25 protein-coding genes and 1 pseudogene are annotated in these 23,013 nt (G+C 64.8%); 12 read left to right on the top strand and 14 right to left on the bottom strand.

Annotated features, from left to right (window positions below; all coding sequences use genetic code 11):
* Positions 1-150 precede the first annotated feature (150 nt).
* The 5 genes and pseudogenes from ACVWZ5_RS06645 to ACVWZ5_RS06625 all read left to right on the top strand — a co-directional run.
* Positions 151-1,167 (top strand): annotated as a pseudogene (locus ACVWZ5_RS06645) (HAMP domain-containing protein); the annotation flags it as partial.
* A gap of 93 nt (positions 1,168-1,260) precedes the next feature.
* Positions 1,261-2,025, top strand: coding sequence for a methyl-accepting chemotaxis protein (locus ACVWZ5_RS06640; RefSeq protein ID WP_371349843.1), 765 nt, complete (start codon positions 1,261-1,263; stop codon positions 2,023-2,025).
* Positions 2,026-2,184: 159 nt separating this feature from the next.
* On the top strand, positions 2,185-3,306 hold the full coding sequence (locus ACVWZ5_RS06635; RefSeq protein WP_084941917.1) for a glycosyltransferase family 4 protein: 1,122 nt from the start codon (positions 2,185-2,187) through the stop codon (positions 3,304-3,306).
* A complete protein-coding gene (locus ACVWZ5_RS06630; protein WP_084941918.1) occupies positions 3,299-4,063 on the top strand; it encodes a DUF2334 domain-containing protein in 765 nt (254 codons plus the stop codon). Before ACVWZ5_RS06635 ends, ACVWZ5_RS06630 begins: the two co-directional genes overlap by 8 nt.
* Entirely contained in the window at positions 4,060-5,049 is a 990-nt protein-coding gene (locus ACVWZ5_RS06625) for a lysylphosphatidylglycerol synthase transmembrane domain-containing protein (RefSeq protein WP_457340482.1), read from the top strand. Before ACVWZ5_RS06630 ends, ACVWZ5_RS06625 begins: the two co-directional genes overlap by 4 nt.
* On the opposite strand, the gene ACVWZ5_RS06620 is transcribed toward ACVWZ5_RS06625, so the two are convergent.
* The gene (locus tag ACVWZ5_RS06620) at positions 4,958-5,188 is read right to left on the bottom strand and encodes a hypothetical protein (RefSeq protein ID WP_081100221.1); all 231 of its coding nucleotides are present in this window, start codon (positions 5,186-5,188) and stop codon (positions 4,958-4,960) included. The two genes, ACVWZ5_RS06625 and ACVWZ5_RS06620, sit on opposite strands and share 92 nt — an antisense overlap.
* A gap of 15 nt (positions 5,189-5,203) precedes the next feature.
* Positions 5,204-6,055 carry a formyltetrahydrofolate deformylase gene (gene purU / locus ACVWZ5_RS06615; protein WP_457340481.1) on the bottom strand — a complete coding sequence of 284 codons (852 nt, stop codon included), beginning with the start codon at positions 6,053-6,055 and terminating at the stop codon, positions 5,204-5,206.
* Positions 6,056-6,353: 298 nt separating this feature from the next.
* Here purU and mvaT point away from each other — a divergent pair, with 298 nt between their 5' ends.
* Positions 6,354-6,731, top strand: a complete 378-nt coding sequence (gene mvaT, locus ACVWZ5_RS06610; protein ID WP_028690229.1) for a histone-like nucleoid-structuring protein MvaT — start codon at positions 6,354-6,356, stop codon at positions 6,729-6,731.
* A gap of 75 nt (positions 6,732-6,806) precedes the next feature.
* On the opposite strand, the gene sbcB is transcribed toward mvaT, so the two are convergent.
* The 3 genes from sbcB to ACVWZ5_RS06595 form a co-directional block, all read right to left on the bottom strand.
* Positions 6,807-8,237, bottom strand: a complete 1,431-nt coding sequence (gene sbcB, locus ACVWZ5_RS06605; protein WP_457340480.1) for an exodeoxyribonuclease I — start codon at positions 8,235-8,237, stop codon at positions 6,807-6,809.
* Between the two features lie 61 nt (positions 8,238-8,298).
* Positions 8,299-8,658 (bottom strand): PilZ domain-containing protein, encoded by a 360-nt coding sequence (locus ACVWZ5_RS06600; protein WP_028690231.1) that lies wholly within the window; start codon positions 8,656-8,658, stop codon positions 8,299-8,301.
* A gap of 123 nt (positions 8,659-8,781) precedes the next feature.
* Positions 8,782-9,168 carry a tol-pal system YbgF family protein gene (locus tag ACVWZ5_RS06595; protein WP_028690232.1) on the bottom strand — a complete coding sequence of 129 codons (387 nt, stop codon included), beginning with the start codon at positions 9,166-9,168 and terminating at the stop codon, positions 8,782-8,784.
* Positions 9,169-9,349: 181 nt separating this feature from the next.
* Between ACVWZ5_RS06595 and pyk the strand changes: the two genes are divergently transcribed.
* Positions 9,350-10,804: a pyruvate kinase gene (pyk, locus tag ACVWZ5_RS06590; RefSeq protein WP_028690233.1), complete on the top strand. Its 1,455-nt coding sequence runs from the start codon at positions 9,350-9,352 to the stop codon at positions 10,802-10,804.
* Positions 10,805-10,899: 95 nt separating this feature from the next.
* Here pyk and ACVWZ5_RS06585 read toward each other — a convergent pair whose 3' ends face one another.
* Positions 10,900-11,820, bottom strand: coding sequence for an iron-sulfur-binding ferredoxin reductase (locus tag ACVWZ5_RS06585; protein ID WP_457340479.1), 921 nt, complete (start codon positions 11,818-11,820; stop codon positions 10,900-10,902).
* 273 nt (positions 11,821-12,093) lie between these two features.
* On the opposite strand from ACVWZ5_RS06585, the gene ACVWZ5_RS06580 reads away from it, so the two are divergent.
* Positions 12,094-13,617 carry a fumarate hydratase gene (locus tag ACVWZ5_RS06580; protein ID WP_011532463.1) on the top strand — a complete coding sequence of 508 codons (1,524 nt, stop codon included), beginning with the start codon at positions 12,094-12,096 and terminating at the stop codon, positions 13,615-13,617.
* A gap of 82 nt (positions 13,618-13,699) precedes the next feature.
* Here ACVWZ5_RS06580 and ACVWZ5_RS06575 read toward each other — a convergent pair whose 3' ends face one another.
* From ACVWZ5_RS06575 to ACVWZ5_RS06545, 7 genes are all read right to left on the bottom strand, one after another.
* Complete coding sequence (locus ACVWZ5_RS06575) at positions 13,700-14,290, bottom strand: hypothetical protein (protein WP_062572945.1); 591 nt, start codon at positions 14,288-14,290, stop codon at positions 13,700-13,702.
* Between the two features lie 183 nt (positions 14,291-14,473).
* Positions 14,474-15,052 carry a DJ-1/PfpI family protein gene (locus tag ACVWZ5_RS06570; protein WP_062572944.1) on the bottom strand — a complete coding sequence of 193 codons (579 nt, stop codon included), beginning with the start codon at positions 15,050-15,052 and terminating at the stop codon, positions 14,474-14,476.
* 73 nt (positions 15,053-15,125) lie between these two features.
* Positions 15,126-16,283, bottom strand: a complete 1,158-nt coding sequence (locus tag ACVWZ5_RS06565) for a phospholipase D-like domain-containing protein (protein ID WP_062572943.1) — start codon at positions 16,281-16,283, stop codon at positions 15,126-15,128.
* 1 nt (position 16,284) lies between these two features.
* Positions 16,285-16,866: a YceI family protein gene (locus tag ACVWZ5_RS06560; protein WP_062572942.1), complete on the bottom strand. Its 582-nt coding sequence runs from the start codon at positions 16,864-16,866 to the stop codon at positions 16,285-16,287.
* Positions 16,867-16,910: 44 nt separating this feature from the next.
* Positions 16,911-17,207, bottom strand: a complete 297-nt coding sequence (locus tag ACVWZ5_RS06555; RefSeq protein WP_062572941.1) for a hypothetical protein — start codon at positions 17,205-17,207, stop codon at positions 16,911-16,913.
* Positions 17,204-18,280, bottom strand: a complete 1,077-nt coding sequence (locus tag ACVWZ5_RS06550; protein WP_062572940.1) for a serine hydrolase domain-containing protein — start codon at positions 18,278-18,280, stop codon at positions 17,204-17,206. The genes ACVWZ5_RS06555 and ACVWZ5_RS06550 overlap by 4 nt, the downstream gene beginning before the upstream one ends.
* Positions 18,281-18,323: 43 nt before the next feature.
* On the bottom strand, positions 18,324-19,211 hold the full coding sequence (locus tag ACVWZ5_RS06545) for an acyl-CoA dehydrogenase middle domain-containing protein (protein ID WP_062572939.1): 888 nt from the start codon (positions 19,209-19,211) through the stop codon (positions 18,324-18,326).
* A 133-nt stretch (positions 19,212-19,344) separates the two neighbouring features.
* Here ACVWZ5_RS06545 and olsB point away from each other — a divergent pair, with 133 nt between their 5' ends.
* Both olsB and ACVWZ5_RS06535 read left to right on the top strand, forming a co-directional pair.
* Positions 19,345-20,100, top strand: a complete 756-nt coding sequence (gene olsB / locus ACVWZ5_RS06540) for an L-ornithine N(alpha)-acyltransferase (protein WP_028689712.1) — start codon at positions 19,345-19,347, stop codon at positions 20,098-20,100.
* Entirely contained in the window at positions 20,100-20,882 is a 783-nt protein-coding gene (locus ACVWZ5_RS06535) for a lysophospholipid acyltransferase family protein (protein WP_186599319.1), read from the top strand. The genes olsB and ACVWZ5_RS06535 overlap by 1 nt, the downstream gene beginning before the upstream one ends.
* Before the next feature lie 10 nt (positions 20,883-20,892).
* On the opposite strand, the gene ACVWZ5_RS06530 is transcribed toward ACVWZ5_RS06535, so the two are convergent.
* The gene (locus ACVWZ5_RS06530) at positions 20,893-21,477 is read right to left on the bottom strand and encodes an acyl carrier protein phosphodiesterase (RefSeq protein ID WP_084941920.1); all 585 of its coding nucleotides are present in this window, start codon (positions 21,475-21,477) and stop codon (positions 20,893-20,895) included.
* A gap of 151 nt (positions 21,478-21,628) precedes the next feature.
* Between ACVWZ5_RS06530 and ACVWZ5_RS06525 the strand changes: the two genes are divergently transcribed.
* Complete coding sequence (locus ACVWZ5_RS06525; protein ID WP_084941921.1) at positions 21,629-21,931, top strand: ArsR/SmtB family transcription factor; 303 nt, start codon at positions 21,629-21,631, stop codon at positions 21,929-21,931.
* A 19-nt stretch (positions 21,932-21,950) separates the two neighbouring features.
* Positions 21,951-23,000 carry an alkene reductase gene (locus ACVWZ5_RS06520; RefSeq protein ID WP_457340478.1) on the top strand — a complete coding sequence of 350 codons (1,050 nt, stop codon included), beginning with the start codon at positions 21,951-21,953 and terminating at the stop codon, positions 22,998-23,000.
* Positions 23,001-23,013: the final 13 nt, after the last annotated feature.

The following is a 23,013-nucleotide window of genomic DNA, read 5'->3' as shown; positions in this document are numbered from 1 at the left end:
GTTCTGACGCGTGACAGCCGATATTTCAAATTGATTCTTCCAGAAAGACAGTAACAACCCGAAAAGGACCCACGGGAATTGTTGCACTGTTTTCCAGCCGTGCTTTGTGCGAACGACCCGATAAAAAACCTTAGCGGACGCGATCACGTTATGAATAAAAGCCTTCGTTTCAGCCATAAGATTCTTCTGGCGGCATCACTGATCGTGATACTCGCCTTCAGCCTCTTCACCCTTTACAACGACTACCTCCAGCGTAACGCCATTCGCGAAGACCTGGAGAACTACCTGGCTGAGATGGGCGAGTCCACCTCCACCAATATCCGCAACCTGTTCGAAGGGCGCATCAAGCTGGTCGAGAACGTCGCCCAGAATATTGCCCAGTACCCACAGAACACCGGTACCCTGCTGGGCCAGAACGCCCTCACCTCGAGCTTCCAGACCATCTATCTGGGCCAGCCCGACGGCACCTTCACCGTGCGCCCGGACACCAAGATGCCCGACGGCTATGACCCGCGCGTGCGTCCTTGGTACAAGGACGGCCTGAACGCCAATGGCACGATCCTCACCGAACCCTATATCGACATGGCCACCAATGAGCTGGTCATTTCGATCATCAGCACCGCCTCGCGCTCGGTCGGTGTGGTCGGCGGCGACCTGGCCCTCGACGGACTGGTGCAGATCATCAACTCGCTGAACTTCGGCGGCATGGGCTACGCGTTTCTGGTCAACGACCAGGGCAAGATCCTGGTACACCCGGACAAGAACCTGGTGATGAAGTCGCTGTCGGACCTGTTCCCGCAGAACACGCCCAGGCTGTCCAGCAACCTGACCGAAGTGACGCTCAACGGCGAAACCCGCCTGCTTACCTTCACCCCGGTCAAGGGCCTGCCGTCGGCCAACTGGTACATCGGCCTGTCGGTGGACAAGGACAAGGCCTTCTCGATGCTCAGCACCTTCCGCACTTCGGCGGTGATCGCCACGCTGGTGGCGGTGGTGATCATCATCGCCCTGCTCGGCCTGCTGATCCGCGTGCTGATGCAGCCGCTGCACACCATGACTCGCGCCATGTCGAACATCGCCGAGGGTGAAGGCGACCTGACCCGCCGTCTGGAAATCCACAACCACGACGAGTTCGGCATCCTCGGTAGCGCCTTCAACCGCTTCGTCGAGCGTATCCATGGTTCGATCCGCGAGGTGTCCTCGGCCACCGAGCAAGTCAACGAAGTGGCACTGCGGGTCATCAGCGCCTCGAATTCGTCGATGAGCAACTCCGACGAGCAGTCCAATCGCACCAACAGCGTCGCCGCCGCCATCAACCAGCTCGGCGCCGCCGCCCAGGAAATCGCCGGCAACGCCGCCCAGGCCTCGCAGCATGCCAGCTCCGCGCGGCTGCTGGCCGAGGAAGGCCAGCAGGTGGTGCAACGCAACATCGATGCGATGAACCGCCTGTCGGACCTGATCGTCACCTCCAGCGAGCATATCGAGACGCTGAACAACAAGACCGTCAACATTGGCCAGATCCTCGAGGTGATCACCAGCATTTCCCAGCAGACCAACCTGCTCGCCCTCAACGCTGCCATCGAGGCTGCCCGCGCCGGCGAGGCAGGACGTGGTTTTGCCGTGGTCGCCGACGAGGTGCGCAACCTGGCGCACCGCACCCAGGAGTCGGCGCAACAGGTGCAGACCATGATCGAGGAGCTGCAGGTCGGCGCCCGCGAGTCGGTCGACACCATGGGCCAGAGCCAGCGTCATAGCCAGGACAGCATGGAGATCGCCAACCAGGCCGGCGAACGCCTGGGCAGCGTCACCCAGCGCATCGGCGAGATCGACGGCATGAACCAGTCGGTGGCTACCGCCACCGAAGAGCAGACCGCCGTGGTCGACTCGATCAACATGGATATCAACGAGATCAACATGCTCAACCAGGAAGGCGTCGAGAACCTGCAGGCCACCCTGCGCGCCTGCTCGGACCTCGAGCAACAGGCCGGCCGCCTCAAGCAACTGGTCGGCAGCTTCCGCATCTGACCTGCCGCCCGCTCCCGTCATGGGAGCGGGCTTGCCCCGCGACTGGGCGCCCCGCCAAATCCCGATCGAACAAACTATCCTTCAGACAGGTCAACCCTCAGGCGCGTCATCGCCGGTTCATTACCGCCGGATGACACACTCGAGGACGATCCCGGAGGGATGCTGATCGTGCACATCGCCGACATCACCATGTTCTACGCCCCGGCCAGCGGCGGCGTGCGAACCTATCTTGATGCCAAACACCGCCGCCTCGACGCCATGCCCGGCGTTCGCCACAGCCTGCTGATTCCCGGTGCCAATGCCAGCCATGTCGATGGTGTCTACCACGTACCGGCCCCGCCCCTGCCCTTCGGCAATGGCTACCGCTTCCCGTTGCGCCTGGCGCCCTGGTGCAAGGAGCTGCGCCGCCTGCAGCCCGACCTGATCGAGGTCGGTGACCCCTACCTCACCGCCTGGGCAGCCCTGGAGGCGCGGCGCAAGCTCGATGTGCCGGTGATCGGCTTCTATCATTCCGACCTGCCCTTGCTGGTAAGCAACCGCATGGGCAACTGGTTCACCCCCAATGTCGAGGCCTACGTCAGCAAGCTCTACGGGCATTTCGACCGAGTCCTGGCGCCCAGCCAGGTAATGGCCGACAAGTTGCGCCGGCTGGGCGTTGAGAATGTGCACGTGCAGCGCCTGGGTGTGGACTTGGCGCTGTTCAACCCCGACCGGCACGACCCCGGCCTGCGTGCCGAGATGGGCATCGCCGACGACCGTCGCCTGCTGGTATTCGCCGGTCGCGGCTCACGGGAAAAGAACCTGCCGGTGCTGCTCGACTGCATGCAAGCGCTCGGCCAGCCCTACCACCTGCTGCTGGTGGGCTCGAACATGCCGGCCAACGTGCCGGGCAATGTCAGCGTGATCGACCACTTCTGCCCGCCCACGCAGATCGCACGACTGCTGGCCAGCGCCGACCTTCTGGTGCATGCCGGTGACCAGGAGACCTTTGGTCTGGTGATCCTCGAGGCCATGGCCAGCGCGACGCCCGTGGTGGCCGTGCGTGCCGGCGCCTTCAGCGAGATCGTCGACGGGCACTGCGGCCGGCTGTGTCCACCCAACGATGGCCAAGCCATGGCCGAAGCTGTGCGCGAGGCGTTCGACTGCGGTGTGGACCAACTGGGCCGTCAGGCGCGCCAGCATGTGGAGCGTCATTACAGCTGGGACACCGTGGTCAACGGTCTGCTCCAGCATTACCAGGCAGTGCTCGGCCACCCACTGACGGTGCGCGCCCATGGCTGAGGGCCAGACCGCCACGCGCAGCCTGATGCTGGTGCTGCACGATGTCGCGCCAGAAACCTGGCCGGACTACCAGCCCTTTGTCCAGGCCATCGACGCACTGGGCGGGGTGCCTATGACCTGGCTGGTGGTGCCGGATTTCCACCATCGCAATCCACTGACGCGTTCTCCTACCTTCTGCCGACTGCTCGAGCGGCGCCTGGCCCAAGGTGACGAGCTGGCCTTGCATGGCTACTACCACGCCGACGATGGCCCGCCACCGCGCGGACCGGGCGAATACTTCATGCGCCGGATCTATACCCACGAAGGCGAGTTCCATGGGCTGGACCAGGCAGATGCCCTGCAGCGCCTGCAGGCGGGGCTGGCACTGTTCGAGAAACAGGGCTGGCCGGTGGCGGGCTTCGTCGCTCCCGCCTGGCTGATGAGCGAAGGCACGCGCCAGGCATTGCGGGCGTTGCCGCTGCGCTATACCAGTTCACCGCGCCATCTCTACCGGCTGCCGGATTTCACCGCCTTCGATGCCCCGGGGCTGGTGTGGAGCGCACGCAGCGCATGGCGCCGCGGCCTGTCGAGGGTGGTCAGCGACTGGCAGTGCCACCGCTGGCGCGAAGCCGACACCCTGCGCCTGGGCCTGCATCCGGTCGACATGCGCCACGCCAGCGCACGCAATTACTGGCTCGACACCCTGCACCGGTTGCTGGCCCAAGGCCGTGAGCCACTGACCAAGTCCGCCTGGCTGGGGCGCCAGGCCGCCCCATGAAGCGCCTGGGCTGGTTGGCCCTGGCACTGCTGCTGGCAATGCTGGTGCCCACCCTGCTCGGCGGCAGCAACCTGCTCCCGCGCCTGCGCGCGTTCGACGCCGGGCTGATGCTGTTGCTGCTGGCCATGATCCTGCTGTGCTGGATCCTCAATGCCGCCCGTCTGCGCCTGCTGCTGGGTGAGCAGAGCACGCAGGTGGGACGAATGCACAGCCTGGGCGTGGTGATGGCCACAGAATTTGCCATCTGCACCACCCCCGGCGGGAGCGGTGGCCCGTTGACCCTGATGACACTGCTGGCCCGCGCGCGCATCGCGCCATCGCGCAGTGGCGCGGTGTTCGCCATGGACCAATTGAACGACCTGCTGTTCTTCTTCTGTGCGATGCTGGCGATTGCCGCCTATGCCCTGTTCCACCGCCTCGGTCATAGCCAGGCGCAGATGCTGCTGGGCAGCGCCCTGCTGCTGTGCGCCGCACTTGCGGGGATTTTACTGCTGCTGCGCTATCGACGCGCGGTGATGCGCGGCAACGGTCGGTTGTTGCTTCGCCTGGGCATCGCGCCGGAACGCCGACGGCGCTGGGCGCGCAAGCTGCTGCGCTTTGTCCACGCACTGAGCGAAACCTGGGGCATGCCCAGGCGCACACTTGCGCTGGTGTTCACCCTCACCTGCGCGCACTGGTGCCTGCGCTACAGCGTTCTGTATCTGGCGTTGCGGGGCTTGGGGGTGGACCTGGCGTGGATTGCCAGTTTCCTGGTGCAGATGCTCGCGCTCAGTGCCGGGCAGTTCAGCCTGTTGCCAGGCGGTGCCGGTGCGGCGGAGCTGACCTCGGCGACCTTGCTGTCACCGCTGGTGGGCAGTTCGACGGCAGCCGCGGCGATCCTGATCTGGCGCGCGGTTACCTATTACTTCTATCTGCTGGCGGGCGGGCCGGTGTTCCTGTTCCTGCTGGTGCGTCCACGGCAGGCGCATCGTCACCAGACGGGTTGAGTCGTCCCCAGAGCTCGGCGGCACCGGGAAACTCGGTGCCGTCCTCGCCGCTCAACGCCTCGGGGTCGAAGCGGGCCAAGCAGCCTTCGCCCAAGGTCGCTGGCGCCGAAGCGCCGGCCTTGTCACGCGGATCTGCCATGCCTGAGCCCTCGTCTCAGTTGAACACCACGGTCTTGTTGCCATGCACCAGCACGCGGTCTTCCAGGTGGTAGCGCAGGCCACGGGCCAGGACCATCTTTTCCACGTCACGGCCAAAGCGCACCATGTCCTCGATGCTGTCGGCGTGACTGACACGGACCACGTCCTGCTCGATGATCGGGCCGGCATCCAGCTCCTCGGTCACGTAGTGGCAGGTCGCGCCGATCAGCTTCACGCCGCGCAGCGCCGCCTGGTGGTACGGCTTGGCACCCACGAACGAGGGCAGGAAACTGTGGTGGATGTTGATGACCTTTTCGGCGTATTCCTGGCACAGCTGCGGCGGCAGGATCTGCATGTAGCGCGCCAGCACCACGGCGTCGGCGCCGTACTCGGCGACCAGGCGCGAGACCTCGGCGAACGCCGGCTGCTTGTCCTTCGGATCGACCGGCACATGGTGGAACGGAATGCCGTGCCACTCGACCATGCTGCGCAGGTCATTGTGGTTGGAGATCACGCAGGGAATCTCGCAGTCCAGCTCGTCGGTGTGCCAGCGGTGAAGCAGGTCGGCCAGGCAGTGCGATTCGCGGCTGGCCATCAGCACCACGCGCTTCTTCTGCGCCGAGTCAGTGATCCGCCAGGTCATGGAGAACTCTTCGGCGATTGGGGCGAACGCCTCACGGAAAGCATCGATACCGAACGGCAGCGACTCGGCGCGGATCTCATGGCGCATGAAGAACCAACCGCTTTGCTCGTCGGAGTGATGGCTGGCTTCATTGATCCAGCCATTGTAGAGGGCCAGGAAATTACTGACTTTTGCCACGATGCCGACACGGTCGGGGCAGGCAATCACCAGTCGATAGGTGCGCATGAGGGAGACTCCAGAACTTCGCAAAGGCGCATATTCTAGCGACCTGCCGGGAAAAACGCAGTAAGCATCTACACCCCTGCGCCTTCAAGCTCGAGGACACCGTCGCACAAGCCTATTCCCTTCATCCCAAGGGGAAATAGCCAGTAGCCCAGACAAATTGTAAATTTTTCTTAACCTAATGGCTGCGCAGTCAGTGCCTACTATTAAATGAGTGATCAATATTAAATTGTTTACTTGAGAGTTTCGCCTGTCTATTATTGCGTCACTGTCTCTCTGAACATGCATTAAGGAACACACCATGTCCCTGATCAACGAATACCGCGCCACCGAAGAAGCCATCAAGGAACTTCAAGCTCGCCTGGCCAACCTGTCGCAAGACGGCAAGCTGCAAAAAGAACTGGAATTCGAAAAGAAGCTGCGCGAGCTGATGGCCGAAAACGGCAAGTCGCTGCGTGACGTGATCGCCCTGCTCGATCCGGAAAGCAAACTGAGCAAAGCCCCGCGCGGCGCAGTCAAGACCACCGGCACCAAGCGTGCACGCAAGGTCAAGCAATACAAGAACCCGCACAACGGCGAGGTTATTGAAACCAAGGGTGGCAACCACAAGACCCTGAAAGAGTGGAAAGCCAAGTGGGGCGGCGACGTCGTCGAAAGCTGGGCTACCCTGCTGGACTGATTCGCTTAACAGGCGCATTGGTTTCAACATGAAAAACGCCGGCACTTGCCGGCGTTTTTTGTTTATCTGCACATTTCAAAGCTGGTACTGCACTTTCAGTTGCCGGACATGGGCTTGCCAGGCCTCCAGCACCTGCCGCCCCGCTTCGCTGGCGTCGGCCCAACTGCTCTGGCATGCCTGCTCGAAGTCCGCCAGGGTATTAGGCGCACCGTAAGTAGGATCAGTAAGCCGCTGCTGACAGAACCCATGCCAACGGGCGCGCTCTTGTTCATCAAGGGTGTCGGAAAAGTTCCGCGCACGATAGCGGAACAGCAGTTCCGGCAGCCGCGAGTCATCGAACATCCATTGTCCATGTGCCAATTGCGCCGGATCCACACGCCGCACTTGTTCGCTCAGGCGCTTGTCGCGGTCGCCGAGAAAACCGTCATACAACTGTTGCTCCGGGTCTTCACTGGGGGAAAAGCCTTCTTCCTGATAAATGATGTCCAGCTTGTCTCCCCAAATGGCCTGCTGATTGGCCAACTGTTCCGCCTTTACCTGCAATGCCGACAACTCGAGCCCCAGGCGTTGTTGGTCGTCCAGGCGCAGTACCGACAGTGGCGCCACGACCGGACAGCGGTTGATATGCACCAACTTCAGCGGCACCGGTAGTTCGCCCTGGGTCATGTCTTCGTGCCGCGTATACAGCCGCTGGCGCAAGGCCTCTGCACTTTCCTGGAGCAGCGGCGAAGCATCTTGTTGCAAGTCACAGACAATCAGCGCGTTGCGGTTGCGCGGATGCCAGGCCAATGGCAGCACCACGCCGATATAGTTGCGCTGGGCCGAGAAACGCCCGGAGACATGTACCAGGGGCTGTAACAGTCGAACCTGCTCCATGACCTTGTGTTTGCTGCGCAACTGGAATAACCAGTCATACAACCGCGGCTGTTTCTCACGGATCAAGCGGGCCAGGGCAATAGTCGCCCGCACGTCGGAAAGCGCCTCGTGTGCATGGCCGTGATCGATGCCATTGGCCTGGCTCAGCAGTTCCAGGCGCAGACTGGTGCGCCCGTCCTGCTGTGGCCAGACAATCCCCTCGGGGCGCAGCGCATAGGCGGTACGGACTACGTCGATCAGGTCCCAGCGGCTGTTGCCGCCCTGCCATTCCCGGGCGTAGGGGTCGAAGAAGTTGCGATAGAGGCTGTAGCGCGTGACCTCATCGTCAAAACGCAAGGTGTTGTAGCCCGCGCCGCAGGTACCGGGGCGAGCCAGCTGATCGTGCACCCGAGTCATGAACTCGGCTTCGCACAGGCCCTGGTCGGCCAGCTGCCGGGGAGTGATGCCGGTCACCAGGCAGGCCGCCGGGTGCGGCAGGATATCGTCTGAGGGACGGCAGTAGAGACTGATCGGCGCCTCGATCTCGTTGAGGTCGAGGTCGGTACGCACGCCGGCCACCTGCAGCGGGCGGTCGCTGCGCGGATTGATGCCGGTGGTTTCGTAGTCGTGCCAGAAAATGCTGGAGCTCACGGGGTCTTCCTGTTTCGAGGTCGACCAGAGTCTAACGGCACGTGGGAGGGCTGGGCCAGCCTCAGGCGGAGGCGTTCATGGGACGGAAGCTGAAGAAGTCGCGCAGGGTGCGGACAAACTCATCGTATTCCTGCGGTGCCTGCAGCAGCATGAAACCGGCATCGAAATGCCCCGGCGTCTCATCTTCGCGGCACCACAGGCAACTGGCCGTCAGGTTGATGAACTGCAGGCCACCGCCGGCGAGGGGCACCCGCAGCTGCAACTCGAAGTCGGGCCCCACCAGCACCGGCAACTGGCTGATCAGCATCAGGCCATCTTCCGAAGCGTTGCCCAGATAACCGATCTGCTGGTCGGTGCAGCGGTTGAACACCTTGAGCACGCAAGGCAGCTGATGACGTTGTATGTGTCGCTCGATAAACATGATCGCAGTGAAGTCCTGTACCTGGAGCCAGGAAGACAAGGTACTGGCGATGATCGTTACAACTCTTTAACAGATTAGCCCAGTCCGACGGACGGACTACATGAAATCATCGACACCTTGGGATTAACGCCAAGGTGTAGTCTTCACCGGATTGGCCACCGCCGCCTCGCTGCCACGCAGGTAGCCGAGCTTATCCAGCGTCTGCAGCCGGGCCTGGGCGCGGTAGGCGTACTCGTTGCGTGGGTACTGCTGGATCAGGTACTGATAGGTCTGCGCCGCATCGACGTAGAGTTTCTGCCGCTCCAGGCACTGGCCACGCAGCAGCGACACTTCCGGGTGGATGAACGGACGGGCGCGGCTGGTGCGGTCGACCTGTGACAGCTCCAGCATGACTTTCGCGCAATCGCCACGATCATAGGCGCGATAGGCATTGTTCAAATGGTGGTCCATGGACCAGCGGGTGCAGCCGACGACACTGGCCGCCATGGTCAAAACGATCAGGGTGCGCATGGGAATTCTCCTTTGATGGGCAGTGTATCGGCCTTTCACGACAAATCTTCACCGCCTTTTGCAAGCATACCCGCGCCGTTCAAACGCAACCCTGCTTCGTGTGCGGGTAGTGCAACGGAACAATGACTACAGCGCAATTGAGGAGTAGCCTTTCGCTGCGCTTCACTATAGGAGTCTGTGCATGACCATCCGCCGTACCAAAATCGTCGCCACCCTTGGCCCCGCCAGCAACTCGCCGGAAGTGATCGAACAGCTGATCCTCGCCGGCCTGGACGTGGCACGCCTGAACTTCTCCCACGGCACCCCGGACGAGCACAAGGCCCGCGCCCGCCTGATCCGTGACATCGCCGCCAAGAACGGCCGCCATGTCGCGCTGCTGGGCGACCTGCAGGGTCCGAAGATCCGCATCGCCAAGTTCGCCAACAAGCGCATCGAACTGAAAGTCGGTGACACGTTCACCTTCTCCACCGCCCACCCGCTGACCGAAGGCAACCAGGATATCGTCGGCATCGACTACCCCGACCTGGTCAAGGACTGCGGCGTCGGTGACGAACTGCTGCTCGACGACGGCCGTGTGGTCATGCGTGTCGAAACCGCCACCGCCGATGCCCTGCACTGCGTGGTGATCATCGGTGGCCCGCTGTCCGACCACAAAGGCATCAACCGCAAGGGTGGCGGCCTGACCGCGCCGGCCCTGACCGAAAAAGACAAGGCCGACATCAAGCTGGCCGCGGAAATGGACCTGGACTACCTGGCCGTGTCGTTCCCGCGTGACGCCAGCGACATGGAGTACGCGCGCAAGCTGCGTGACGAAGCCGGCGGCAGCGCCTGGCTGGTGGCCAAGATCGAACGCGCCGAAGCGGTCGCCGACGACGAGACCCTCGACCAACTGATCCTCGCTTCCGACGCCGTCATGGTTGCCCGTGGCGACCTGGGCGTGGAAATCGGCGACGCCGAGCTGATCGCCATCCAGAAGAAGATCATCCAGCACGCCCGCCGCAACAACAAGGCGGTGATCGTGGCAACCCAGATGATGGAGTCGATGATCCAGAACCCGATGCCGACCCGCGCCGAAGTGTCCGACGTGGCCAACGCCGTGCTGGACAACACCGACGCGGTGATGCTGTCGGCCGAAAGCGCCGCCGGTGCCTACCCGATCGAAGCCGTGCAGGCCATGGCCCGTATCTGCTCGGGCGCCGAGAAGCACCCGACCAGCCAGAAGTCCAGCCACCGCCTGCACACCACTTTCGAGCGCTGCGACGAGTCCATCGCCCTGGCGGCGATGTACACCGCCAACCACTTCCCCGGCGTCAAGGCGATCATCGCCCTCACCGAAAGTGGCTATACCCCACTGATCATGTCGCGCCTGCGTTCGCACGTGCCGATCTTCGCCCTGTCGCCGCACCGCGCCACCCAGGCCCGTGCCAACATGTTCCGCGGCGTCTACCCGATCGCCTTCGATCCGGCCTCGCTGCCGGCCGACAAGGTGAGCCAGGCGGCGGTCGACGAGCTGCTCAAGCGTGGCCTGGTCGAGCAAGGTGACTGGGTGATCCTGACCAAGGGCGACAGCTACCACACCATCGGCGGCACCAATGGCATGAAGATCCTGCATGTCGGTGATCCGCTGGTCGGCTGATTCCTCGGCAGTCCCTATCGCGGGGCAAGCCCGCTCCCACGCCGATCCCCTCGGCACTTGTGGGAGCGGGCTTGCCCCGCGATGCTTTTCAGCCCTCAAACATGCTCGGTAAATACGTCCGCAAATATCTGACTACGTGGCACCCCGGCAATGAACAGCCGTCGGGCAAAGCGCTCCACGCTCCCAGGCGACCCGCACACCAGCGCCATGGTCTGACGCGACATCAGCTTCAATCCAGCCAGCGCTTCATCCAGCTGCGCCGCCAACACCCATTCGACCGTCACTCCGTCCAGCGCCTGTAACGACTGCGCCAGATAGTGCCCCTCAGCGGTGTGTGCCACGTGCAGCACCCGAACTTCCCCCTGATGCCCCTGTCGCAACGCCTCGCGCAGGATGCCCCACAACGGCGCCAGCCCGGTGCCCGCCGCCAGCAGCCAAAGCGGCCGCGCCTGCCAGTCCGGGTCGTAGTGCAACGCACCGCCTCGCAGTTCGCCGAGCCTCAGCACATCCCCCAGCCGAAGTTGCCTTGCCTGGTCGCAGAACGCGCCGGGACGGCGGCAGTCCAGGTGAAACTCGAGGAAGTCGTCCTCGCCTGGCACGCTCGCCAGCGAGTAAGGCCGTGCAACGCCGCCGCGCCACAACACCAGGTGCTGCCCGGCCTGGTAGCGCAATGGCCGCTCCGGTTGCAGCCTCAGGCGCAGGACATCGGCGAACCAGTCCAGTCCGATCACCGTGGCCGGCAGGCCATCGTTTCGGGGGTCGAACAACGCCACCCGCAAGTCGCCGGCGACCGAGCACTGGCAGGCCAGGCGCCAGCCCTGCTCGCGCTTGTCCGCCGCCAGAGCCTCGGGTTTGGCGTCAATGGGGATACCGTCCAGACAGCGCACCAGGCAGGCGTGGCAGCTGCCTGCGCGGCAGCTGTAGGGCACGTTCAGGCCTGCCCCGTTGAGGGCATCCAGCAGGTTGCTGCCGCTAGGCACGGTCCACAGGTGCTCGCCCACGCAAAGTTCGGGCATGGTCAGGTTTCTCGTCTGATTCAAGATTGTCCTGGGAGCCGCTTTGCGCCCCAGTGCCACAGCATCGCATGCCGTCAGCAAAAAGGATGCCCTTTCCCTGCCGACCTTGGTCCAGACCACGTGCAGGTGTTTCCGAAGGCGCGGCACGGTATACTGCCGCGCCTTTTTGTGCCGGCCCGACCAGCCGGTGCCTTGCCAGGCGTTCCTGACATACCGGTGTGCACTGTCGGAATGCCTTTTCGAATGTTCCCGTCTTTAAGAGGAGCGCGCTGCATGACCGTGATCAAGCAAGACGACCTGATTCAGAGCGTCGCCGACGCCCTGCAATTCATCTCGTACTACCACCCCGTCGACTTCATCCAGGCGATGCACGAAGCCTACCTGCGTGAAGAGTCGCCAGCCGCGCGTGACTCGATCGCCCAGATCCTGATCAACTCGCGCATGTGCGCCACCGGCCACCGCCCGATCTGCCAGGACACCGGTATCGTCACCGTGTTCATCCGCGTCGGCATGGACGTACGCTGGGACGGCGCCACCCTGAGCGTCGACGACATGATCAACGAGGGTGTGCGCCGCGCCTACAACCTGCCCGAGAACGTCCTGCGCGCCTCGATCCTGGCCGACCCGGCCGGTGCCCGCAAGAACACCAAGGACAACACCCCGGCCGTGATCCACTACTCCATCGTCCCCGGCGACAAGGTCGAGGTCGATGTCGCGGCCAAGGGCGGCGGCTCGGAGAACAAGTCCAAGATGGCCATGCTCAACCCGTCCGACTCGATCGTCGACTGGGTGCTCAAGACCGTCCCCACCATGGGCGCCGGCTGGTGTCCGCCTGGCATGCTCGGCATCGGCATCGGCGGCACCGCCGAGAAAGCCGCGGTCATGGCCAAGGAAGTGTTGATGGAATCCATCGACATCCATGAGCTGAAGGCTCGTGGCCCGCAGAACCGTCTTGAGGAAATCCGCCTCGAGCTGTTCGACAAGGTCAACCAGCTGGGCATCGGCGCCCAGGGCCTGGGCGGCCTGACCACCGTGCTCGACGTCAAGATCATGGACTACCCGACCCACGCCGCCTCGCTGCCGGTGTGCATGATCCCCAACTGTGCCGCCACCCGTCACGCCCACTTCGTGCTGGACGGTTCCGGCCCTGCCGAGCTGGAAGCGCCGTCGCTGGACGCCTACCCGGAAATCGTCTGGGAAGCCGGCCCGAGCGCCCGTCGCGTCAACCTCGACGACATCACCCCGGAAGAAGTCGCCAGCTGGAAGCCGGGCGAGACCATCCTGCTCAATGGCAAGATGCTCACCGGTCGCGATGCCGCGCACAAGCGCATGGTCGAGATGCTCAACCGTGGCGAAGAGCTGCCGGTCGACCTCAAGGGCCGCTTCATCTACTACGTCGGCCCGGTCGATCCGGTCGGTGACGAAGTGGTGGGCCCGGCCGGTCCGACCACCGCTACCCGCATGGACAAGTTCACCCGCCAGATCCTCGAACAGACCGGCCTGCTGGGCATGATCGGCAAGTCCGAGCGCGGCCCGACCGCCATCGAGGCGATCAAGGACAACAAGGCCGTGTACCTGATGGCCGTCGGCGGCGCCGCCTACCTGGTGGCCCAGGCCATCCGCAAGTCGAAGGTCCTGGCCTTCGCCGAGCTGGGCATGGAAGCGATCTACGAGTTCGAAGTGAAGGACATGCCGGTCACCGTCGCGGTGGACAGCAAGGGCGAGTCGGTGCACATCACCGGTCCCGCGCTGTGGCAGAGCAAGATCGCCGAGAGCCTGGCGGTGGAAGTGAAGTAAAGCACCGTTCGCGGTCAAAGAAACGCCCGGCTTATGTCGGGCGTTTTCGTTTACGGCGCTCGCTTGGGCGACTCAGGCAAGATCACGCAGGCAGCGCCTTGAGCCAGAACGACATGATCTTGGCCGACTGCGCCTGCTCGTCGAGGTCTCGCCAACGATAGGCGGTACGCAGCGACGGTTCATGCAGAAAGCCACGGTTGCGCCAGAAACCCTGCAATGACTTGTAGTCCGCCGGACGCCGCGGATGCCCGGAAGGACGCTCCACCGCACAGAACGCGCAGCAGTCGAACTCGGCCAGCTTGTGCGCATAGGACTCGCGTTCGATGAAAAAGCGCACGCCCAGTCCCTGTCCACGGTAGGCCGGCAGCAGCACCGACTCGCCGAAGTAATAGACCGAGGCTGGATCACGCCCCTGGGCGAGGAACGGTTGCTGCAACTCGAGATCGACATCCACCAGCGGCAGGCCGGTGGCGGCGCCCACCAGCTGGTTGCCGTCCAGCGCCAGCACCACCAGGCTGCGTCCGGATTCAGCGTAATTGGCCAGGTAATCGACCTGGTGGCTCAGGGAACTGTCCAGGAGATAGGGAAACTCGCGAAACAGCGTCAGGCGCAGGCGCGCGAGGTCATCGATGTAAGGCGCGATGGCGGCGCCATGGAGCAGACGTATTTCCATGCGGGGCGGTCGTCCTGTCGATGGCTGTGACTGAGGCCCACCCTAGCATCCCCCCAACCCCGCGGCCTTTCCCCTGCGCGACAGGTATTTCTCCATGACCGCTACTCCCACAGGGGACAGTTCCCGGCGCGGCAACGCAGCCCGAAGGGCTGGGCGCTCGCCTACAAAGCTCAACCGTGTCAGTCAGGAGATTCGGGTACCCAGCACTTTCAGAAACGCCGCCAGCCACGCCGGATGCGCAGGCCAGGCCGGCGCCGTCACCAGATTCCCGTCGACATGGGCCTGGTCCACCGCAATATCGATGAACCGCCCACCCGCCAGCCGTACCTCGGGCGCACAAGCGGGATAGGCGCTGCACTCGCGCCCTTCTAGCACGCCTGCCGCCGCCAGCAACTGGGCCCCATGGCACACGGCCGCAATGGGCTTGCCGGCCTGGTCGAAGGCCTTGACCAGCTCCAGCACCCTGTCGTTCAGGCGCAGATACTCCGGGGCGCGGCCACCGGGAATCAGCAGCGCGTCGTAGCTCTCGGCGCGCACCTGGACGAAGTCGTAGTTCAGGGCAAAATTGTGCCCCGGCTTCTCGCTGTAGGTCTGCTCGCCCTCAAAATCGTGGATCGCCGTGCGCACCGTCTGCCCGGCAATCTTCTCCGGGCACACGGCATGGACGGTGTGGCCGACCATGGCCAGGGCCTGGAATGGCACCATGACCTCGTAGTCCTCGACGTAGTCGCCCACCAGCATGAGAATCTTCTTCGCCGTCATCGCATCCACTCCTTCGCTTGTCTGGGAACAATCCTGCAAGATAGTCCGGTTTGCCCGATGGCGATATACACGACTAGTTGCGCCGGTCCAACAGGTTGGCCACCACCCGGTCAAGCCAGCCCCACAGGCGTTGCTGGATCCGCCGCCACAATGGCCGCGCGTGCCAGCGTGCCAGGTCAACCTCCAGGCTCTGGGCGAAATCGCGCTCGAAGCTGGCGGCCACCGCGGCGGTCAGCGGAGGGTCGAGGGCCTCGACGTTGGCTTCGAGGTTAAAGCGCAGGTTCCAGTGATCGAAGTTGCATGACCCCACGCTGACCCAGTCATCCACCAGCACCATCTTCAGGTGCAGGAAGCACGGCTGGTACTCGAAGATCCGCACCCCGGCGCGCAGCAGTCGCGGGTAATAGCGGTGGCCGGCGTAGCGCACCGCAGGGTGGTCGGTGCGCGGCCCGGTCAGCAGCAGGCGCACATCAATGCCCTTCTGCGCGGCCCGGCGCAGTGAGCGGCGCACGCTGAAGGTCGGCAGGAAGTACGGCGTGGCCAGCCAGATACGGCGTTGGCCGCTGTTCAGGGCACGGACCAGCGCATGCAGGATGTCCTTGTGCTGGCGGGCGTCGGCGTAGGCCACCCGACCCATGCCCTGGCCCTGGGCCGGGACCTGGGGCAGACGCGGCAGACCGAAGCCCTCGGGCGGACGCCAGGCGGTGCGGCGCTGGTTGGCGTGCCACTGGCGATCGAACAACAGCTGCCAGTCGGTGACGATCGGCCCCTGTATGCGCACCATCACCTCATGCCATTCGCTGGCCTCCTCGCCCGGCGTCCAGAACTCATCGGTGACCCCGGTACCGCCGACCACCGCCAGCCGCTCATCCACCAGCAGCAGCTTGCGATGATCGCGATAGAGGTTGCGCAGGCCCCGGCGCCAGCGCAGGCGGTTGTACCAGCGCAGGTAGACCCCCGCCGCCAGCAGGCGCTCGCGCAGCGCCGTGGGGAAGGCCAGCGAGCCGTAGTCATCGAACAGGCAGCGCACCCGCACGCCACGCCGCGCCGCTTGCTCCAGGGCCTCGACCACCGCCTCGGCGCAGGCGCCGCCCTCGACCAGGTACAGCTCCAGGTCGACCTGGAATTCGGCGCGCACGATCGCCAGCAGCATGCGCGGAAAGAATTCGGGGCCGTCGATCAGCAGTTCGAACTGGTTGCCATCCCGCCAGGGGAAGACCGGCCCCGGCATGTCAGCGAGCGGTGAAGATCAGCACCGCGCTCACCGGCACCGAGGGGTTGATCGACTTGAGCCCGGCCAGCTTGCGCAGGTTTTCCAGGCCCGGCAGCAGGCCGAAGTCCGAGGCGCGCAGGATCAGCGGCTCGAGGGTCACCACCTGGAATCGTCGCTCATCCAGGCGCGTGGCCAGCAGCAAGGTGTTGTAGCTGCGGGTCTGCCCATGCAGGGTGACACTGACCGGCAGGCGCAGCTCCAGTTGCGCGCCACTGGCCAGGTCGTTGATCGGACGCAGGTCGATCTGCGCCTGCACCGTGGCCTCGGGGAACTGTTCAAAGACGAACAGGTTGTCGCGCATGCGCTCATCGCGCAGTGGAATACCACTGCTGATCGAGTCCATTTCGATGCTTACTTCGGCGGCGCCCTTGCGGTCGACCTTGCCGTGCAGCACCAGGAATCGGTTGACCTCGGCGATATTGCCGTTCTTGCCGGTGACGAAGGACAGGCGCGAGGACTCGCCGTCCAGGTGCCAGTTGGCGTGAGCGGGCAGGCACAGGGCGAACAGGAGGGCGGGCAGCAGGCGAGACGGCTTGAACATGTGAAATCCTGTAAATCAAGGCCGTCAACCTTACCCGCACGGTTTCACGGCAGCAAGCGGCAGCCCTCACGCGCGCCCTGCCAGGCGGCCTGGTTGCGCCGCCCCATGCCTTCGGCGGTGACCAGGCGCCGGGCGCCGTCCTCCTCCAGCAGGCTCAAGGGCAGGTACTGCTGCACATAGCCACGGCAGTAGGTCTCAGCAAAGCCCATGACGAAGCGGCACGAGCAGTACTCCTTGGCCGAATAGGCCGAAAGAATGCCCGGGAAGTCCGCCAGCGCCTGGCGCTCATGCCAGGCCCAGGCCAACCCGGCCAGCACCACCAAGAGCACGACCCGCTTCATGCGCCCTCCCCGGCCACGGCGGCCAGTACCCGCTTGAGCAGTTCGTTGTGGCTGAAGCTGGCGTCGCGGTCATCGGCGTAGCGCACGATCACCAGTTTGTGCGAAGGCAGCACATAGAGGGCTTGGCCCCAATGGCCGAGCGCGGCGAAGGTGTCCGCTGGCGCATCCGGCCACGGCGCCGGCTGCCCGGGCAGCGGCTGGTTGAGCCACCAATGGCCGCCGGGATTGGCTTCGCCCGGCACCGGCTGGGCGGCGTTGAACAGAGTGCGGTTGAACGCCACCCAATCGGCCGGTAGCAACCGGCCCTCGCGCCAGCGTCCGTCGCGCTGCATCAGCAGGCCGATGCGCGCCAGGTCGCGGGCATTGAGATAAAGATAGGAAGAGCCGACATAGGTGCCCGCCCCATCCCGTTCCCAGACCGCGCTGCCGATCCCCAGCGGGGTGAACAGGGCCTGCCAGGGGTAGTCGGCATAGCGCGCGGGGTCGAGCATGCCGCGCAGGCTGGCGGCGAGCAGGTTGCTGTCGCCGCTGGAATAGGCGAACCGCATGCCGGGCGCACTGGCCGCGGGCATTGCCGCCGTGTAGGCCGCCATGTCAGCGCGGCCACGGGTATAGAGCATGGCCACCACCGACGACTTCAGGGGCGCGTATTCGTAGTCCTCCTGCCAGGCCAGGCCGCTGGCCCAGTGCAGCAGGTCGGCCAGGCGCAGCCCGGGATGTCGCTGCAGGGCCGGGTAGTAACGGGCGGCCGGGTCATCAAGCCTGAAACGCCCCTCGCCGTAGGCCACGCCCATGACCGTGGCCAGCACGCTTTTGCTCACCGACCAGGTCAGGTGCGGCGTGTCGGCTTGGGTTGGTTCGGTATAGCGCTCATGCAGAATACGACCATCGCGGATGATCAACAGCGCGTCGGTGCGAATGCCGCCGCGTTCGGCATCACGCGGCGCGAAGGCGTAGGTGTCGACCGCCTGCCAGTCGATGACGGCGTTATCGACCGGCCATTGCGCCGAGGGCCAGTATTCGGCCCAGGCAGGGCCTGCGGTCATGGCCAGGGCAAGCAATAGTGACTTCATGGGGAGCAGCCCAGGTTCAAAGGCTCCCCAGCCTCTCAGGCTTTCATGACAGTCCGGCGGCACTCCAGGCCTTGGCCAGGCGCTTGTCACGGGCCACGCCGGCCAGCGCCAGCAGGCCCTGGTCGCGCTGCCACAATTGCGCCCAGTGCCCGGGCCCGGCGGCCAACGCCTGGTCGATCTCGCCCCGCAAACCCTGGAACTGGGCAAACAGGCCACCCAGCAGCAAGTGGCAGGCCACGCTGTCCGGGCATTGCCGGCTGCCCTCGGCACAACCGGCCAGCAGCCCGATCAGCCGCAGGCGCAGGCCCTGCGGCCAGGCACACTCCTGGGCCACGCCATACAACCAAGCCACCAGCGCGGCGAGCACATAAAGGTCTTCAAGGGAGCGGAACGGTTTGACGTAGGCATCCCAACCATCACCGGCGAGTAGCTCGCACGCCGCCTCCTTGAGCTGTAGCCGGCCATGACCGACTTCGGGCATCAGCGGCAGGGTCGGCAAGGCCTCGAGGCTGACACCGGGCTCCCCCGGAAAGACCACCGCCAGTTGCAACCGCGGCGCCTCGCCCGGCCCTTCATGGCGCGCCGCCACCAACAGCCATTCAGCATCCAGCCCGGCGGTGACGAAGTCCTTGCTGCCACTCAGGCGCAGGCCATCGAGACGGGTGTGCATGTCCGCCGGGCGCACGCTGCGCCGCTCGGTGGCGCACAACGCCCCCAGGCTGGCCGGCGCGCTGGGCCAGAGCACGCGCAGCGCCGCCTGGTAACCGAGCAGGAAGGCCAGGCCCGGCGTGGCCATGGCGCGCCCGCCCAGCACCGCCAGCTCGAACGGCGCGACGGCGCCCAGGCGCTCGAGTACCGCCGCGTAGGTTTCGCCCAGGGTCGCCGCCAGCGGGTGGCGCAAGGGGTCGTTGAGTCGTTGCAACCAGGCCATCGCAAGCTCCTTGTGGGGGTGTCACGCAAGCATCACCAAAGATTCACAGGGGTGACACCGGGCGTACCTAGGCTGACTTTGCACAACAAAGCCGACCGGCCGCAACCCTTTGGCTGGCTTACGGAGACTCGCAATGACTCGGATCGCTCGCTCTGGCGACAACAGCACTGAACGCCGTCTGCAAGCCGAACGCCTGGTCGGCGCCGCGGCCCTGCAGGAAGCACAGGCCCTGCGCTTCAAAGTGTTCAGCGCCGAATTCAAGGCCAAGCTCAAAGGCGCCGAACACGGCCTGGACATGGACGACTACGACATCCACTGCCGCCACATCGGCGTGCGCGACCTGGCCACCGGCCAGCTGGTCGCCACCACCCGCCTGCTCGACCACCAGGCCGCCAGCAGCCTTGGCCGCTTCTACAGCGAAGAAGAATTCAGCCTGCACGGGCTGTTGCAGCTGCAGGGACCGATCCTCGAGCTGGGCCGTACCTGCGTCGACCCGGCCTACCGCAACGGCGGCACCATCGCCGTGCTCTGGAGCGAACTGGCCGAAGTACTCAACGAAGGCCGCTACAGCTACCTGATGGGTTGCGCCAGCATCCCCATGCAGGACGGCGGCGTGCAGGCCCACGCGATCATGCAACGCCTGCGCGAACGCTACCTGTGCACCGAGCATCTGCGCGCCGAGCCGAAGAACCCACTGCCCAGCCTGCCGCTGCCGAACAACGTCATCGCCGAGATGCCGCCACTGCTCAAGGCCTACATGCGCCTGGGCGCGAAGATCTGCGGCGAGCCTTGCTGGGACGAGGATTTCCAGGTCGCCGACGTGTTCATCCTGCTCAAGCGCGACGACCTCTGCCCGCGCTACGCCCGCCACTTCAAGGCGGCGGTCTGATGCCGCGCCTGCGGGCCAGTGCCCGCCTGCTGCGGCTGTTCCTGGTGCTGGCGCTGGGGCTGGCAATGGCCAGCATCATCGCCCTTGGCGAACGCCTGGGCCTGAAGGCCTCGATCGAACACCGCCAGCGCTGGACACGCCTGTTCATGGGCCGCCTGGTTGCCGCCCTGCCCTTCGAGGTAAAGGTCAGGGGTGAACTGCCACAACAGCCGATGCTGTGGGTCTGCAACCATGTCTCGTGGACCGATATCCCGCTGCTCGGCATGCTCACGCCGCTGTCGTTCCTGTCCAAGGCCGAGGTGCGGCACTGGCCGGTGGCCGGCTGGCTGGCCGAGAAGGCCGGGACCCTGTTCATCCGCCGTGGCGGTGGCGATGCCCAGCGCCTGCGCCAGCAGATCAGCGAACAGCTGGGCGAGCAACGCCCCCTGCTGATCTTCCCCGAAGGCACCACCACCGACGGTCGCACCCTGCGCACCTTCCATGGCCGTCTGCTGGCCGGGGCCATCGACCAGGGCACACCGCTGCAGCCGGTGGCGATCCAGTATCTGCGCGCAGGCCTTCCCGATCCGATTGCGCCGTTCATTGGCGAGGATGACCTGGTGTCCCATCTGATGCGGCTGTTCACGCAGGATCGGGGCGAGGTGATGATCCACCTGTTGCCGCCGATTAGCAGCGAAGGCCAGGAGCGCGCGGCGCTGGCGTTTCAGGCGCAGCAGGCGGTGCGTCTGGCGTTGTTCGGCATCGAGGATGTCGAGCCGCGCCGCCAGGCCAAGGCAGCTTGAACAGCTGACGTCAGCTGGACCGGCCTCGTCGCGCTGCCGCAAATGCCTGCAACTGCGGATAGAACTCGCGAAAATCCGCCAGCAACGGCTCGTACAAGCGCTCCAGTTCCCCCATCACCCCGTCCATCCCCTCGGGCCGCGACAAGCGCCGGGCAATACCGCCAAACACCTGCTCCAGGGTGGCGAAGTCGCCATACGCCCCCAACCAGTCATCCGCCGCCATGAACGGCGCGATCCGCGCCAGCCGGCCCGGCAGCTGCGGCTCGGCCAGCAGCACCTTGTAGAAGTCGCCGGTGAACTGCGCCAACGGCTGCTCCGCGTACTCCCCCCAATGCCTGGCCAGGCAATGATCGAAGAACACATCCAGCACGATCCCGGCGAAGCGTCGACGCTCGCGCGGGAACCGCGCCAGCGCCGCCAGCACCAGCGGGTGGCTGTCGGTGTAGCTGTCGATATGCCGGTGCAGTCGTATCGAAGCCTCCAGCGCCGGCGGAAAACGCCCCTCCAGCGCGCCCTTGACGAAATCGCCATACAGGCTGCCAAGCAGTTGTTGCGGCGCGGGGCCGCCCAGGTGAAGGTGCGCGAGGTAGTTCATGGCGCCAGTCTAGCACTGCCCACAGCCATATCGTCATGAACCGATATAGCCAATGACGCTTGCTTCAGAACACTTTCATATTTGTATATCGCGATGCAACGATTTATATTTCGCCACATCGCGATATACCGCTACACGCCACGAGCCAACCATGCCCCTCGATCTCGACGAAATCATAAAAGCCCTGGCCCACCCGGTCCGGCGAGACATCCTCAACTGGCTGAAAGACCCGGCCGCGCAGTTTCCCGACCAGCACCACAGCACCGAGCACGGTGTATGTGCCGGGCAGATCGACCAACGCTGCGGCCTGTCGCAGTCGACCGTCTCCGCCCACCTGGCCACCCTGCAGCGCGCCGGCCTGATCAGCAGCCAGAAGATCGGCCAGTGGCATTTCTTCAAACGCAACGAGGCGACCATCAAGGCGTTCCTCGAGCAAATGAGCCAAGAGCTCTGATCCAAGCGAGGCTTTGCACATGACTACGTTGTTCGACCCGATCACCCTGGGCGACCTGGAACTGCCCAACCGCATCATCATGGCCCCGCTGACCCGCTGCCGCGCCGACGAAGGCCGCGTGCCCAACGCGCTGATGGCCGAGTACTACGTTCAGCGCGCCAGCGCCGGCCTGATCCTCAGCGAAGCGACCTCGGTCACGCCGATGGGCGTCGGCTATCCGGACACCCCCGGGATCTGGAACGACCAGCAGGTGCGAGGCTGGCTCAATGTGACCAAGGCCATCCACGGCGCCGGTGGGCGGATCTTCCTGCAACTGTGGCATGTCGGGCGCATCTCCCACCCGTCGTACCTGAACGGCGAGCTGCCGGTGGCCCCCAGCGCTATCCAGCCCAAGGGCCATGTCAGCCTGGTGCGCCCACTGAGCGACTATCCGACCCCGCGAGCCCTGGAAACCGAAGAGATCGCCGACATCGTCGAGGCCTATCGCAGCAGCGCCGAGAACGCCAAGGCCGCCGGCTTCGACGGCGTGGAGATCCACGGCGCCAACGGCTACCTGCTTGACCAGTTCCTGCAGAGCAGCACCAACCAGCGCACAGACCGCTATGGCGGCTCGCTGGAGAACCGCGCGCGGTTGCTGCTGGAAGTCACCGACGCCGCCATCGAGGTGTGGGGCCCGGGCCGCGTGGGCGTGCACCTGGCGCCACGGGCCGATGCCCACGACATGGGCGACGCCGACCGTGCCGAGACCTTCACCTACGTGGCACGGGAGCTGGGCAAGCGTGGCATCGCCTTCATCTGCTCGCGAGAGAAGGAAGCCGACGACAGCATCGGCCCGCTGATCAAGGCCGCGTTCGGCGGCCCCTACATCGTCAACGAACGCTTCGACAAAGCCAGCGCCAACGCGGCCCTGGCCAGCGACAAGGCCGATGCGGTGGCCTTCGGCATCCCGTTCATCGCCAACCCCGACCTGCCCGCGCGCCTGGCCGCCGATGCGCCGCTCAATGCGCCGCGTCCGGAGACGTTCTACGCCGGTGGGCCAGTGGGGTATATCGATTATCCGCGGATGTAGTCTGTTGCAGGAG

The sequence above is a fragment of the Pseudomonas sp. TE6283 genome, assembly GCF_054060555.1.
This window is presented reverse-complemented; position numbering and strand designations above follow the sequence as displayed.

Bases quoted from the DNA above. Each gene is read 5' to 3' on its own strand.
- ACVWZ5_RS06530 (WP_084941920.1), bottom strand. From the start codon at position 21,477: ATGAACTACCTCGCGCACCTTCACCTGGGCGGCCCCGCGCCGCAACAA.
- pyk (WP_028690233.1), top strand. From the start codon at position 9,350: ATGACCATCCGCCGTACCAAAATCGTCGCCACCCTTGGCCCCGCCAGC.
- ACVWZ5_RS06585 (WP_457340479.1), bottom strand. From the start codon at position 11,820: ATGCCCGAACTTTGCGTGGGCGAGCACCTGTGGACCGTGCCTAGCGGC.
- mvaT (WP_028690229.1), top strand. From the start codon at position 6,354: ATGTCCCTGATCAACGAATACCGCGCCACCGAAGAAGCCATCAAGGAA.
- ACVWZ5_RS06565 (WP_062572943.1), bottom strand. From the start codon at position 16,283: ATGCCGGGGCCGGTCTTCCCCTGGCGGGATGGCAACCAGTTCGAACTG.
- purU (WP_457340481.1), bottom strand. From the start codon at position 6,055: ATGCGCACCTATCGACTGGTGATTGCCTGCCCCGACCGTGTCGGCATC.
- ACVWZ5_RS06600 (WP_028690231.1), bottom strand. From the start codon at position 8,658: ATGTTTATCGAGCGACACATACAACGTCATCAGCTGCCTTGCGTGCTC.
- ACVWZ5_RS06550 (WP_062572940.1), bottom strand. From the start codon at position 18,280: ATGAAGTCACTATTGCTTGCCCTGGCCATGACCGCAGGCCCTGCCTGG.
- ACVWZ5_RS06555 (WP_062572941.1), bottom strand. From the start codon at position 17,207: ATGAAGCGGGTCGTGCTCTTGGTGGTGCTGGCCGGGTTGGCCTGGGCC.
- ACVWZ5_RS06635 (WP_084941917.1), top strand. From the start codon at position 2,185: ATGCTGATCGTGCACATCGCCGACATCACCATGTTCTACGCCCCGGCC.
- ACVWZ5_RS06570 (WP_062572944.1), bottom strand. From the start codon at position 15,052: ATGACGGCGAAGAAGATTCTCATGCTGGTGGGCGACTACGTCGAGGAC.
- ACVWZ5_RS06630 (WP_084941918.1), top strand. From the start codon at position 3,299: ATGGCTGAGGGCCAGACCGCCACGCGCAGCCTGATGCTGGTGCTGCAC.
- ACVWZ5_RS06640 (WP_371349843.1), top strand. From the start codon at position 1,261: ATGAGCAACTCCGACGAGCAGTCCAATCGCACCAACAGCGTCGCCGCC.
- olsB (WP_028689712.1), top strand. From the start codon at position 19,345: ATGACTCGGATCGCTCGCTCTGGCGACAACAGCACTGAACGCCGTCTG.
- ACVWZ5_RS06580 (WP_011532463.1), top strand. From the start codon at position 12,094: ATGACCGTGATCAAGCAAGACGACCTGATTCAGAGCGTCGCCGACGCC.
- ACVWZ5_RS06520 (WP_457340478.1), top strand. From the start codon at position 21,951: ATGACTACGTTGTTCGACCCGATCACCCTGGGCGACCTGGAACTGCCC.
- ACVWZ5_RS06625 (WP_457340482.1), top strand. From the start codon at position 4,060: ATGAAGCGCCTGGGCTGGTTGGCCCTGGCACTGCTGCTGGCAATGCTG.
- ACVWZ5_RS06525 (WP_084941921.1), top strand. From the start codon at position 21,629: ATGCCCCTCGATCTCGACGAAATCATAAAAGCCCTGGCCCACCCGGTC.
- ACVWZ5_RS06595 (WP_028690232.1), bottom strand. From the start codon at position 9,168: ATGCGCACCCTGATCGTTTTGACCATGGCGGCCAGTGTCGTCGGCTGC.
- ACVWZ5_RS06535 (WP_186599319.1), top strand. From the start codon at position 20,100: ATGCCGCGCCTGCGGGCCAGTGCCCGCCTGCTGCGGCTGTTCCTGGTG.
- ACVWZ5_RS06560 (WP_062572942.1), bottom strand. From the start codon at position 16,866: ATGTTCAAGCCGTCTCGCCTGCTGCCCGCCCTCCTGTTCGCCCTGTGC.
- ACVWZ5_RS06620 (WP_081100221.1), bottom strand. From the start codon at position 5,188: ATGGCAGATCCGCGTGACAAGGCCGGCGCTTCGGCGCCAGCGACCTTG.
- ACVWZ5_RS06575 (WP_062572945.1), bottom strand. From the start codon at position 14,290: ATGGAAATACGTCTGCTCCATGGCGCCGCCATCGCGCCTTACATCGAT.
- ACVWZ5_RS06545 (WP_062572939.1), bottom strand. From the start codon at position 19,211: ATGGCCTGGTTGCAACGACTCAACGACCCCTTGCGCCACCCGCTGGCG.